The 13,225-nt window shown below is 67.7% G+C and carries 9 protein-coding genes; 2 read left to right on the forward strand and 7 right to left on the reverse strand.

What is annotated here, in order from left to right; translation table 11 throughout:
- Positions 1–146: 146 nt before the first annotated feature.
- From ASR47_RS10240 to ASR47_RS10250, 3 genes are all read right to left on the reverse strand, one after another.
- The gene (locus tag ASR47_RS10240) at positions 147–1,229 is read right to left on the reverse strand and encodes a calcium:cation antiporter (RefSeq protein WP_065307670.1); all 1,083 of its coding nucleotides are present in this window, start codon (positions 1,227–1,229) and stop codon (positions 147–149) included.
- Positions 1,230–1,316: 87 nt separating this feature from the next.
- Entirely contained in the window at positions 1,317–2,468 is a 1,152-nt protein-coding gene (locus ASR47_RS10245) for a GGDEF domain-containing protein (protein ID WP_065307671.1), read from the reverse strand.
- Between the two features lie 31 nt (positions 2,469–2,499).
- Complete coding sequence (locus ASR47_RS10250) at positions 2,500–2,775, reverse strand: hypothetical protein (protein ID WP_065307672.1); 276 nt, start codon at positions 2,773–2,775, stop codon at positions 2,500–2,502.
- A gap of 148 nt (positions 2,776–2,923) precedes the next feature.
- Here ASR47_RS10250 and ASR47_RS10255 point away from each other — a divergent pair, with 148 nt between their 5' ends.
- Both ASR47_RS10255 and ASR47_RS10260 read left to right on the forward strand, forming a co-directional pair.
- Positions 2,924–3,682, forward strand: a complete 759-nt coding sequence (locus ASR47_RS10255) for a spermine/spermidine synthase domain-containing protein (RefSeq protein ID WP_065307673.1) — start codon at positions 2,924–2,926, stop codon at positions 3,680–3,682.
- 139 nt (positions 3,683–3,821) lie between these two features.
- Positions 3,822–6,698, forward strand: a complete 2,877-nt coding sequence (locus tag ASR47_RS10260; protein ID WP_065307674.1) for a bifunctional diguanylate cyclase/phosphodiesterase — start codon at positions 3,822–3,824, stop codon at positions 6,696–6,698.
- Here ASR47_RS10260 and ASR47_RS10265 read toward each other — a convergent pair.
- The 4 genes from ASR47_RS10265 to ASR47_RS10280 are packed head-to-tail and all read right to left on the reverse strand — an operon-like array spanning position 6,637 to position 13,209.
- The gene (locus tag ASR47_RS10265) at positions 6,637–9,765 is read right to left on the reverse strand and encodes an efflux RND transporter permease subunit (protein ID WP_245714314.1); all 3,129 of its coding nucleotides are present in this window, start codon (positions 9,763–9,765) and stop codon (positions 6,637–6,639) included. The two genes, ASR47_RS10260 and ASR47_RS10265, sit on opposite strands and share 62 nt — an antisense overlap.
- Positions 9,762–10,868, reverse strand: a complete 1,107-nt coding sequence (locus tag ASR47_RS10270) for an efflux RND transporter periplasmic adaptor subunit (protein ID WP_065307756.1) — start codon at positions 10,866–10,868, stop codon at positions 9,762–9,764. Before ASR47_RS10270 ends, ASR47_RS10265 begins: the two co-directional genes overlap by 4 nt.
- Before the next feature lie 39 nt (positions 10,869–10,907).
- Positions 10,908–11,747: a MipA/OmpV family protein gene (locus ASR47_RS10275; protein WP_065307675.1), complete on the reverse strand. Its 840-nt coding sequence runs from the start codon at positions 11,745–11,747 to the stop codon at positions 10,908–10,910.
- Between the two features lie 16 nt (positions 11,748–11,763).
- Positions 11,764–13,209 carry an efflux transporter outer membrane subunit gene (locus tag ASR47_RS10280; protein ID WP_150127751.1) on the reverse strand — a complete coding sequence of 482 codons (1,446 nt, stop codon included), beginning with the start codon at positions 13,207–13,209 and terminating at the stop codon, positions 11,764–11,766.
- Positions 13,210–13,225 lie beyond the last annotated feature (16 nt).

The following is a 13,225-nucleotide window of genomic DNA, read 5'->3' on the forward strand; positions in this document are numbered from 1 at the left end:
TCTGGTCACTGCCCTGCCGGCTGGCCCGCAACAGGCTGGCAGGCAGGGAAATTATATAAATCATTTAAACGATTTAAAAATCCTACCACACTACCGCCATGATATGACAGGGGCATGACAGGATCGTGACAGCCAGCGGCGCGTTTTTACGGCACGATGGTAGTGAACAGGTAGACCGCGAAGATCACCAGGTGCACCGTGCCCTGCATCACCGTGGTGCGCCCCGTGCCCAGCGACAGGGTGGCCACCATCAGCGACAGCAGCAGCAGCACGGTCGACTTGATGTCCAGCCCCAGGGTGATCGTCAGGCCGGTCGCCAGCGACACCACCACCACCGCCGGTATCGTCAGGCCGATGCTGGCCAGGGCCGAGCCGAGCGCCAGGTTCAAACTGGTCTGCAGGCGATTGGCGCGCGCGGCGCGCACCGCCGCCAGGCCTTCGGGCAGCAGCACGATGGCGGCGATCACGATGCCGACCAGGGTTTTCGGCGCGCCCATGGCGGCAATCGCCGTCTCCAGCGCCGGTGCCAGCGACTTGGCCAGCAGCACCACGGCGCCCAGGCACACCAGCAGCGCCACGGCGCTGATCCAGGCGACCTTCGGCGTGGGCGGCTCGGCATGCACTTCTTCGTCGCCGACGGCTTCCCTGGGCAGGAAGTAATCGCGGTGGCGCACCGTCTGCACCAGCACGAACGTGCCGTACAACACCAGCGAAATGACGGCAATGAAGATCAGCTGGCTCGAATTGTAGTACGGCCCGGCCGCGCTCGACGTATAGTTCGGCAGCACCAGGGTCAATATCGCGATCGCCGCGAGGGTAGCCAGCGACGCGCTCACGCCCAGGAGGCCAAAGGTCTGCTCCCTGTGGCGGCCGGCGCCCAGCAGCAGGCAGATGCCGACGATGCCGTTCAGGATGATCATGATGGCGGCAAATACCGTGTCGCGCGCCAGGCCCGTCGTTTCGGGTCCGCCGGCCAGCATCAGCGAGACGATCAGCGCCACCTCGATCAGGGTCACGGCCAGCGCCAGCACCAGGGTGCCGTACGGTTCGCCGATGCGGTGCGCCACCACTTCGGCGTGATAGACGGCGGCCAGCACGCTGGCGATCAGGCCGAGCACCAGCAGGATCTGGTAGGCGCCGCCGAAGCCGAAACTGGCGCCGCCCAGGAGCAGCCAGCCCGCGATCGGGGCGGCCAATGGCCATACAGGCAGGGAAGTGGGACTTTTCATGGATAGGCCTGGCAAGAGTGGAAAATGAATGCAAAAGACAATGTCTTTCGCATCATAACTTGCTTGGCTTAAATATAAGTTAGACGATCAAAGGTCCAGTGCGGCGCTCTCCGGTGCCGCCATCACCCGGTTGCGCCCTGCTTCCTTGGCCGCCTGCAGCGCCTCGTCGGCGCGCTTGAACAGGGCCACCGTGCTGTCTTCCGCGCGGATGGTGGTCACGCCCATGCTGGCCGTCAGGCTGAGCACGGCTTTTTCCGTCTTGACAGGCAAGGCGGCGACGGCGGCACGGATGCGTTCGGCCACCATCAGCGCGTCCGCCAGGCTGGTGCGGGGCAGCTGGATGGCGAATTCGGCGCCGCCCAGGCGCCCCATCAGGTCGCTGTCGCGCAGCTGCTGGCGACAGACGTCGACCACGCTTTTCAACACCGCGTCGCCGACCGGATGGCCGTAGCTGTCGTTGACGCGCTTGAAGTCGTCGAGGTTGAGCACCACCAGCGCGGTGGGCAGGCCGGGCCGGCGCGCCAGCGCCATCCACGGCGCCAGTGCCTGGTAAAATCCGCGCCGGTTCGGCACGCCGGTGGCAGGATCGACCACTTCCAGGCGCGCCAGTTCGCCGCCGAGTTTTTCACGCGACAGCAGCAGGTAGCCGAAGGCGTTGGTCAGCATCATCAGGTACAGCGCGCCGAAGCCGGCCAGCTGCATCCGTTCCGCATCGAATTCGGGCACGAAGGCGGCCAGCACGCCGCGCGCGGCGATCAGCAGCGACAGCACACCCATGGCGACGGCCAGGAAGCGGCGCAGCATGCTCGCCTCGCGCCACTGCAGCGACAGGGCGGCCACGCCGGACAGGAAAAAGCCGGCCACGATCAGCGAGCCGCCGGCGCTGCGCAGCAGCGGCGCCACCTCGAACAGGTAGCACAGCGCGAACAGCGCCAGCGCCACGCCCAGCGCCGGCAGCAACCGCCGGCGCCAGCCGCTCTTGCCGGCCGCCTGCCACAGGGCGCCGGCGTCGAGCGCCATGCCGGCGAACAGCAGGCTGTTGCCGAGCAAAATCGACAGGAAATCGGGCACCACGCCGCGCAGGTACAGCAGACACCAGGCGATGGCCTGGCACTGCTTGGCCAGCGCCCAGGTCGACATGGCAAACGATTTCTTGCGCTCGTATTCGAAGAAGAACAGCGCCGCGCACAGGCTCAGGTTGCCCAGCGCCAGCGCCAGGACCAGGGTCTTGATATCCATGCTTCAGTCCAGCCCGCGCGCGCGCGCCAATTCAGATCTCGTGTTCGACATTGGTGCTGCCATCGCCCACCTTGCTGGCCCAGGCCTGCACGAAATAGTGTTTTTCATCCTCGGTCGGCGCGTCGTACCAGAACACGATCAGGGTGCCCTTGTGGTCGTGGATCTGCGCCACTTTTTCGATAAAGTGTGCGTTGCCGGCCTGGTCGGCCATGGCCGCCGCATAACCGTAGACGCGCGTCAGCCGTTCGATACGGTCGGGTTCGGTAAAACTGTTGGTGGCGGTGATGGTGGGGTGATCCAAAAACATGCTTGTCTCCATGGTGCCCGATGGTGCGGCTGTGCGGCAGGAACCGGAGCACCGCAGCCCTATGGGGATGATAAATCGGGTATGCTGTCGGCAGCTTATCAGATTTCTTTGATTGCAACAAAACCTGGCCTCTTCCATCCACTTGTCCATGCCCCTCGACACCCAGGCCACCGACCACCCTCCCCGCGTGCATACCGATGGCGACCGGCGCCGGCTGGAATTTTGTCCCGGCATGATCCAGAGCGAAATGCTGCTGTCGCGCCCCGACCATTTGCTGCTGCGCTATGCGCGCGCCATGATGTGCTTTACCCTGTTCGTGCCGCGCCCGCGCCATATCCTGATGGTGGGACTGGGCGGCGGCTCGCTGCTCAAATTCTGCCACCGCTACCTGCCCGCGGCGCGCATCACGGTGCTCGAACTGCGCGCCGACGTGATCGCCCTGCGCGAGCAATTCATGGTGCCGCCCGACGATGCACGCTTGCGTATCATCGAGACCGATGCCGTCAGCTATATCCGCCGGCATCCTGGCAGCGCCGACGTGCTGCTGCTCGACGGCTTCGACGACAGCGGCCTGCCGCCGGCGCTGGGCAGCGCGCGCTTCTATGCCGACTGCCTGCGCGCGCTGGTGCCGGGCGGCGTGCTGGTGGCCAACCTGTTCAACTACGACCCGCACTACGCGGCCATGCTGGCGCGATTGATGCTGACGTTTCGCGGCCAGGTCTGCCACTTCGACGGCATTGCCGGCAACAACCGCATCATCTTCGCCGCCCGGCATGAAGCGTCGCAGCCCGGCCGCGCCGTACGCACGGTGGCGCTGGTACGCTGGCGCGCCCTGTTCGGGCTGGGTTTCCTGAACCGGCTGCTGCCAGGCTGGCAGCTGTGGCGCCTGCGGCGCCGGCGCCAGTAGGAAGGCAGCGGATTGTTGTTGCATATTGGCACCGAGCCGGTGCAAAATCAGCACGCCAGACAGCGTTTATGACACACTACCGGCTCTGCCGGCCCGCTGTCTGCGTGGGCCATGGTTATCCTGAACGAGATCCCCTTTCATGCTGCCTGGCCGCCTGCCCTATTCCATCTCCGCCGCGGCTGCGCTGACGTTTGCCTGCGGCCTGGCGGTGACCATCGTGCTGTTTGCCGCCATCAGCCAGCTCGAATACGACAAGATGAGTCTGAGCCTGCAACAGCGCGCCGGCGCGCGCGTGGCCGCCATCGAGCAGGGCCTGGACGACGCGGTCGAAGTGCTGACCACCACCAACCAGCTGTTTTCCGCCATCGTGCCCGTCACGCGCCAGCAATTCCACGATTTCACCACGCCGCTGCTGCAGCGCCACCCGTTTATCCAGGCCTTCAATTTCCACCGCCGCGTGCCGCATGCCGGGCGCGCCGCACTGGAGGCCGAATTGCGCACCATCGTGCCCGGCTACCGCATGCTTGAAATGCATGACGGCGCCATGCTGCCGGCGCCGGAGCGCCCGACCTACCTGGTGGTCGACTACCTCGAACCGATGCAGGGCAACCTGCCCGCTTTCGGCCTGAACGTGCGGCCCGACGGCTTGCTGGCCGGCGCCCTCGAGCAGGCCGTGACGGGCAACCTGACGGTGGCGACCAGCCTGCTGAAGCTGGCGCAGGGGCAGGGGCAGGAAAAAGGCTTCGTCATCCTGCGCCCCGTCTACCGTCACGGCGTGCCGCTCGATACACCCATGCAGCGCCGCGCGGCGGTGATCGGCGACACGGCGGCCGTCATCCGCGCGCGCGAACTGGTGCAGAAAATCCTGTCCGGCGCCGAACTGCTCGACGACCCGCAGCTGGAAATCAGTGTCTACGCCGGTCCTGCCGCCGATGCGGCCACGCGCATCTTCCAGCACGGCGCGGTGGCCGAGGAAGACCTGGCCAGGGGCTGGCACAAACTGCCGCGCTGGCTGCACTTCGCCTATCACAGCCACTATGACAGCGGCTTTGCCGCCGCCGGGCGCTCCTGGCACGTGCGCGTGGTGGCGCACCCGCGCCCCTTCCTCGCCGACCACCTGGGCTCCCTGTTTACACTGGTCACGGGTCTCTTGTTCAGCCTGTTGACGGCGGCCTTCGTGCAATCGCTGACGCAGCGCTCGCGCCGCGTGCAGCTGCTGGTCGAACAGCGCACGGCCGACCTGAAACGCAGCAACGAGCTGCTCAGCGAAGATGTGCGCGCGCGCCAGCGCACCGAACGCGCGCTGCAGGAAAGCGAAAAGCGCTTTCGCCGCCTGCTGGCGCTGTCCTCGGACTGGTACTGGGAGCAGGACGCGAACTTCTGCTTCACGCATATCACCAGCGGTTTTGCCGACAAGTCGAACATGCCGCTCGAACGCTTTATCGGCGCCACGCGCTGGGACCACAATCCCGAGATGCGCAATGCGCGCTGGGGCAAGCAGCATATTGCCACCCTGCAGGCCCACCTGCCCTTCTTCCACCTCGAATACGCGATGGAAGACCGCGACGGCAAGCTGCGCTGGTTCAGCATCAATGGCGAGCCGCTATTCGATGACCTGGGCGACTTCAAGGGCTATCGCGGCACCGGTTCCGAGATCACCGAGCGCAAGCTGGCCGAACAGCAGATCCAGCATATCGCCCACCACGATGTGCTGACCGGCCTGCCCAACCGCGGCCTGCTGCGCGACCGGCTGGCGCAGGCGATGGCGCTGGCGCGCCGCAAGAACCGCGCGCTGTGGGTGCTGCTGATCGACCTGGACCGCTTCAAGTTCGTCAACGACAGCCTCGGCCACAAGGCCGGCGACCTGCTGCTGAAAACCATCGCCGCCCGTCTGCAGGCGAGCTTGCGCGACAGCGATACCGTGGCGCGCCTGTCAGGCGACGAATTTGTCGCCATCCTGTGCGAGCAGCCCGGCGAAGTGCTGAGCCAGGCGGTGGTGCAGCGCATCATGGACGCCGTGGCGCAGCCGGTGTTGCTCGACGGAAAGGAGTTCTTTGTCACCTGCAGCATCGGCGTGGCCGTCTACGACATCGCGCGCTTCGACGCGCCCGGCGACGTGACGCTCAACGGCGAGACGCAGAATCTGATCGAGCAGGCCGACATCGCCATGTACAGCGCCAAGAAACAGGGGCGCAACAGCATCAAGTTCTATACCAAGGCAATGAACCAGGCCACGCTGGAGCGGCTGCGCATCGAAACGGCGCTGCGCAACGCGCTCGAACGCGAGCAGTTCGTGCTGCACTACCAGCCGCAGCTGGACCTCGGCAGCGGGCGCATCGTCGGCGTCGAAGCGTTGCTGCGCTGGCGCCACCCGGAACTGGGCATGGTCGCGCCGCACCGCTTTATCGCGCTGGCCGAAGACACCGGCCTGATCGTGCCGATCGGCGCCTGGGTAATGCGCCAGGCCTGCGCGCAGATGCAGGCCTGGCATGCGGCGGGCCTGGGTCCGCTGCGCCTGGCGGTGAACCTGTCGGCGCGCCAGTTCAATGAACCGAACCTGGTGGCCTCGATCGCCGAAGTGCTGGCCGAAACGGGCCTGGCGCCGGCCTGCCTGGAACTGGAACTGACGGAAAGCCTGTTCATGCACGACGTGGCGCTGGCGGTGAGCCAGCTGCACGACATGAAGGCGCTGGGGGTGCAGCTGTCGATCGACGATTTCGGCACCGGCTACTCCAGTTTCGCCTACCTGCGCACCTTCCCGATCGACGTGCTGAAAATCGACCGCAGCTTTGTCGGCGACGTCGCCAGCGATGCCGACGACGCGGCCATCGTGGTGTCGATCATCGCCCTGGCGCACAACCTGAAACTGCGCGTGGTAGCCGAAGGCGTGGAAACGGCGGAGCAGCTGGACTATCTGCGCCGCCACGGCTGCGACGAGGCGCAGGGCTTTTACTTCAGCCACCCGCTGCCGGCGCAGGAGGTGGAACTGCTGCTGCGCGGCGAAGCCGCAGGCTGAACAGCCAGTCATACAGCACCGGTATCAGGCCCAGTGTCACCAGCGTGCCCAGCGCCAGGCCGCCGATCATGCAGATCGCCATGCCGGTCCATAATGGTCCGCCAAACAGCATCAGCGGCACCAGGCCCACGATGCATGTCAGCTTGGTCATCACGATCGGGCGCAAGCGCATCACGGCCGCCGAAATGACCGCCTCGCGCCGCGCCAGCCCGGTCGCCAGTTCGGCTTCGATGCGTTCGAGCAGCAGCACCGCGTTGTTGACAATGATGCCGGCCAGCGCCAGCAGGCCAAAGGTCGGCATGAAGCCGAACGGATGGCCCGTCAGCACCAGCGCCAGCGCGGCGCCGATCAGCACGAACGGAATGCTGCCGACGATGATCACCAGCTTGCGGAAGGAATCGAACTGCCAGATGAACAGCAGCAGGATCGCCACCAGCGCATGCGGCATGAATTCCATCAGCGCGTCGTTGGCGGCGGCCGTGTCTTCCAGCTCGCCACCGAGCTCGATGCGGTAGCCGGGCGGCAGCGGCAAGGCGGCGATATCGGGCGCCAGCTTTTGCACGATCTCGGCCGCCGTCAGGTGCGCATTATGGCCGCTGACGCTGATGGCGCGCGTCAGTTTGCGCCGCACGATCTTCGACGGCTCGCTGTCGCGCAGCACCGTGGCGATCGCACCCAGCGGCAGCGGCGCGGCGCCCGAGGCCGGATAAACCATGGTGTCGGCCGGGTTGCCCGCCGGCTGGCGCTCGGCGGCGTCGCCGCGCAGCACGATGGGCACCTGCTGGCCATCGTCGCGCACCTGCGACACGGCCACGCCGCTGTAGCGCAGCTGCAGCGCCTGCGCCACGTCCGCGCTGCTCGCCTGCGCACGCCGCGCCTTGAGCTGGTCCACCGCCACCGTGTAGCGCGGTATCCTGGCCTGCCAGTCATCCTGCACATCCTCGGTGCCGGGCAGCCGCTGCAGCAGCTTGCCGATCGCCGCGGCGCTCTCGCGCAGCACGGTTTCATCAGGACCCAGCACGCGGTAGACCGCCACGCCGGCCTCGGTGGCGCCCAGCGAAAAACGCTTCGGTTCGGCGCGCACGGCAGGATAGTTCGCCAGCAGGTAGGCACGGGCCCGGCCGATCACCGCGTCGATGTCCGTATCGGGGCGCACGCTGACGGTAAAGTAGGCGATATTGGGACCGGGCAGCGGCGGATTGAGGCCCAGCAAAATACGCGGACCGCCGTCGGCCACGTAGCCGATGCTGCTGTCGACTTCCGGATTGACCTTGCGGTCGGCCAGCCAGCGACTGAGCGACCGCACCGTGCGCAGGGTCTCGCGCGCGTCGCTGCCCGGCTGCAGGGTGACGGGAATCTGGAACTGCAGCCGGTCGGACTTGGGCAGGAAGTCGTACGGCAGCTGCATCAGCACCGCCAGCGCGCCGGCCAGCAGCAGCGACATGACGCCCAGGTACAGCGCCTTGTGTTCGAGCAGCGCCTTGATCACGGTGCGGTATGCGCGATAGAAGCGGCTGTCGTAATGGGCGCCGCCATCGGCTGCGCCATGGGCGCGGGCGAAATACACGCACAGCAAGGGCGTCACGGTCACGCTCAGCAGCCAGGAGCCCAGCAGCGCGGTGGCCAGCACCAGCGCCAGCGAACGCAGGTATTCATTGGTGCTGGTCTGGCCGAAAAAGAACGGCGAAAAGGTCAGCACGATCACCAGCGAGGACGTCAGCAGCGGGATCGCCAGAGTGCGGCCCGCCTCTTCGCAGGCCAGGCTGCGCTCCTCGCCGGCAGCCAGCCGGCGCTCGATATCCTCGGCGATCACGATGCCATTGTCGACCAGCAGGCCCAGCGCCAGGATGATGGCGGCGATCGATACCGTCTGCAGCTCGATGCCCAGCACGCGCATGGTGATCAAGGTGCCGAGGATGGTCAGCGGCACGATGGCGCCAACGATCAGCCCGGTGCGCCAGCCCAGGAACAGCATCACCACCGCCATCACGATCACGATGGTCTCGCCCATCACGTGGTGCATGCGGCCCATCTGGCGCTCGACGACGTCGGCCTGGAACGTCACCACATGCTGCTGGTAGCCCACCGGCAGCAATTGCGCCGTTTCGCCCAGTTTGGCGCGCAGCGCCTTGCCGAAACGCTCGATGCTGTAACCGGGCATCATCGACACGGCCACCACCACCGCCGGCTGGCCCTGGTAGATGGCGGCGCTGTCGGGCGGATCGGCCGGCAGCACGCGCACCTGCGCCAGTTGCGCCAGCGGCACTGCGCGGCTGGCGCCTGCGGCACCTGGAATACTGACCATGAAGCGCTCCAGGTCGGCCGCGCTGCGCACTTCACCGCTGGCCTCCACCGTCAGCGCCAGGCCGGCGGCCGCCACCAGGCCGCCCGGCTCGACCATGTTCTGGCTGCGCAGCTGCGCCGCAATGGCCTCGGGCGAAATGCCGGCCTCGGCCAGCCTGGCCCGCTCGAACGACACATAGACCCTTTCCTCCTGGGCGCCCGTCAGGCTGACCTTTTGCGTGCCGGGCAAGGCATACAGCTGTTCGCGCAGACGGCGCAGCGGCGCGCGCATCTCGCTCATGGAAAAGCCGGGCGCGGTGACGGCGATGGTGGCCACCGCCACCCTGCCGAAATCATCGTCGACAAACGGTCCGATGCTGCCGGCCGGCAAAGCCGCGCTGGCCTCGGCGGCCTTGGCACGCACGCGCTGCCACAAGGCCGGCAAATCCTGCACGTCATCGTACGCAGTCAGCTGGATGATGGCGCTGCCGGGGCGCACCACGGTCGAGAGGGTCTTGATGCCGGCGATCTCGCGCAGGCTTTCCTCGACCGGACGGGCGACCAGCGCTTCGATGCGCTCGCTGCCCATGCCCGGATTGGCGATCGACACCAGTGCCTCGCGCACCGTGATCGACGGTTCTTCCTGCGATGGAAAATTGAGAAAGGCGGCGATGCCGCCCAGCAGCACCAGCACCGCGCCGAACAGGGTCAGGCGGCGGTGGCCCAGTGCGAAACGGGTCAGGTTCAGGCTCATGGCCGGCTTGATATTGTGCTTCAGATTCATTGCGCCTCCTTTTCATTGAGCCGTGACGCGCCCTGGTATGGCGTGACCTTCTGGCCGTCGCCGAGGAAGGCGGCGCCGGCGGCCGCCACCTGCTCGCCCGCCACCAGGCCGGCGGTGACCTGTATCCGGTCGCCGTCGATACGGCCCAGGCTGACCTGGCGCTGACGCACCATGGCGCCGGCAGGCTGATACACAAACACCTTGCCAGCGGCTCCCTGCACGGCGGGCAAGACTGCCGCCAATGGCACGCTCAGGCCGGGCGCCGCCGCTGCCGGCAAGTCCAGCAGCAGGTTTTCACCGCTGCGCAGCGCGGCCGGCCGCCGCTCGACATTGAAAATCACCTGCACTGCGGCGCCGCTTTCCAGGCGGCTCGCGATCGCATCCGTACGCAGCGGCCAAGGCCGGCCTGCGCTGTCGCGCGCCTCGACCCTGGCGCCGGGGCGCAGCAGCGCCGCCTGCGCCGGCGGCAGCAGCGCCACCGCCTGGGCCTGGCCTGCGCCTTCGAGCTGCAGCACGGCCTGGCCGGGCGCCGCCTCGGCCTGCGGCTGTATCAAACGTGCCACCACGCTGGCGTCGAACGGCGCGCGCAACTCGGTCAGCCGCTGCGTGCGCGCAGCCAGCGCGCGTTCCGAGCGTGCCACCTGCAACTGCGCCTGCGCCGCTTCGAGCGCCGTACGGGCGGTGCTCAAGCCCGCTTGCGCAATGGCGCCATCATCGAACATGGCCTGCTGCTGGCGCATGTGCGCCTGGCGCTCCTGCAGCTGGACCTCGGCGGCGCTGACATTGGCGGCCGCCTGGACGGCGCGCTGGCGCGGCGCTTCGGCGTCCAGCCGCGCCAGCAGCTGGCCTTTGCGCACGCTGCTGCCCACGTCGACCAGGATGGCGGTGACGCGGCCGCCCGCTTCGAACCCGAGCTCGGCGCGCTCGCGCTGGCGCACCACGGCGCTGTAGCGTAGCTGGGCCGACGGCGCATCGGCGCCCACGGTTTCAAGCTTGACGGCGCGCATGGGCGCAGCCGTTGGTGCGGCGTCACCGCCGCAGGCGCACAGGGCGCTGGCCAGCAGCAGGCTGCCGGCGAGGGAATGGAGTGTATTGACTTGCATGGGCTGGTCTTGCGGCCGCTTGCGCGCCGCATTCATGGATTAATAGGTGTAAGTGATGGCAGCCGTCGACGCCACCCCCGAATGACGGGCGATGGGGCCATCGCTGACCTTGCCCGGGTACCGCGTGGCCGTGAGCTGCAGCGAACTGCCCCAGTGGGCATCGAAGACATGCTCCCAGGTGGCGCCGACCGACCAGGCATGCAGGCCGCTGCCGGGCGCAAACGGCGCAAAGCCGGTGCGCGCCGCCTGCTGCGCCGTCACGCCGAAATACGCCTGGTTGTAGCGCGCGTCGCCCCACCAGGTATCGGCATTGATCACCACCGCATCCGCGGCGGCCTTGAACACATTCTGCTCCAGGCCAAGCCGGTAGCGGTTGCGGCGCGCGCCATCGCGCAGCGCCAGTTCGGCTTCGGCGCTGGCCGACAGCGAGGGCGTGAGCTGGGCCATGACCAGGGTCCTGGCCGTCACAGAGCCGGGCACCTCGCCCATGCCGGCCAGGCGCGCACTGCCCGGCCGGCTGTCGCTGTCGCGCTCGAGCCGCCCGAGGTCGTACCAGATGGACTGCGACAGATACAAGTTCTGATGCAAGGGGAACTGCAGGCCCACGCCGCGCGCCGTATCGGCGAACAGCACGCCCTTTTGATACGACAGCACCGGCAGCGGCTGCACGCGCCCGCTTGCCGCGCCCTGGTAGCGCGGGCCGTAGCCCACGCCCACGCCGAGCACCAGTTCGGATGGCGTGCCGAACAGGTCGCGCCAGCGGCTGGCGCCAGCATCGGCAGAGGACGGGGCGGCGTCCGACCATGGCGCAGCGTGGGCGGCCGGCAGCGCCATGGTCGACGCGAACAAATATGCCAAATACTTCGGGGTGTGTTTCATGATCGGTTTCGTCCTGTCAAAGTGCTGTGGGTAGAGCAACGCCATAAAAAGCCTGGAACAACGCGATGCGGCTGACCATGAGGTCGCGCCGCGCCTGCTGGTAGTCGAGCGCCAGCTGGCCGGCGTCGATGCGTTCGGCCAGCAGGTCCTGGCGCGCAGCCAGGCCCTGCGCCGTGCGGCGTGTCGCGCGTTCGATGCGCACGCCTGCCAGGCGGTGCTGCTCGCGCAGGCGCTGCTCGCCGAGCAGCGCGGTTGCATGCGTATCGAGGGCGTCGCCCACTTCGCGAAACGCCGCTTCGATGGTTTTTTCGTAGGCGATGACGCCGGCCTGCTTGCGGGTTATGGCCAGGTCCAGGTTGGCCTGGTTGCGGCCGGCGTCGAATACCGGCAGCAGCAGTTCGGGCGCGAACGACCACATGCCGCTGCCGGCCTTGAACAGGCCATCGAGGGCGCTGCTGGCGCTGCCGATCGAGGTACTGAGCCGTATCATCGGAAAAAAGGCGGCGCGCGCGGCGCCGATATCGGCGTTGGCGGCGCGCAGGTCGGCTTCGGCCTGGCGGATATCGGGCCGCTGCAGCAGCAGCTGCGACGGCAGCTCGGCGATGCCTGGCAGCGGCTGACCGGCCGCGAGCGCCATGGCCGCCGCCTCGGGCGCCTGCTCGCCAGCCAGCAGCCGCAGCGCGCGGCGCACCGCCCGCACCTGGTCGCCCGCCTGCCGCGCCGCCAGGTTGGCCTGTTCGGCGCGCAGGCGCTGCAGCTGCAGCTGGTCTGGCGAGATCAGGCCGACTTGCGCCTGGCGCGTGGCGAACGCCAGCAGGGCCGCGGTGTCGGCGTCGATCGCCTGCCACTGCGCGTGCGCCTGGGCCGCAAAGCCGTACAAGGCCCAGGTACGCAGCACTTCGGCCAGCAGCGCGCCGCGCGCCGCTTCGCGCCCGGCGTCGCTGGCCAGCAGGCGCTCGCTGGCGGCGCCCGACAAGGATTTGAGGCGGCCGAAAAAATCGAGCTCATGGCTGTTCACGCCAACGCCGGCGCTGTAGATATTCTGCCCGTAGCGTTCCTGCATGGCCGCATTGTCGAAGTGCTGTCGGTTGGCCTGCGCCTGCACGCCGATGGACGGCAGGCGCGCGGCGCGCTCGATGCGGTACTGGGCGCGCGCCTGCTCGACCTGCAAGGCGGCCAGCCGGTAGTCGGCGTTGTGCGCAAGTGCGCGCCGCAGCAGCGGCGCGAGATCCTGGCCAGGCGACAGCCCGCCGATAAAGCTGCGCTCCTGGCCGTTCAAGGCAGGCAGCTGCCCGTCCGGCGGGAGCTCTGGCGCGGTGCCCAGGGGCTGGGCCAGGGTCGCCGGCAGCGCGACCACCGGGCGCTCGTAAGCCGGCGCCATGGAGCAGCCGCCGATGCCGCAGGCAACTGCCATCGAAAGCGTCAGCCGCAAGCTGAAATTGTGCGAAAATTGAAAAGACATGCTGGTCACCGGGTTG

Source organism: Janthinobacterium psychrotolerans (assembly GCF_001677885.1).
Taxonomy (GTDB): domain Bacteria; phylum Pseudomonadota; class Gammaproteobacteria; order Burkholderiales; family Burkholderiaceae_D; genus Janthinobacterium; species Janthinobacterium psychrotolerans.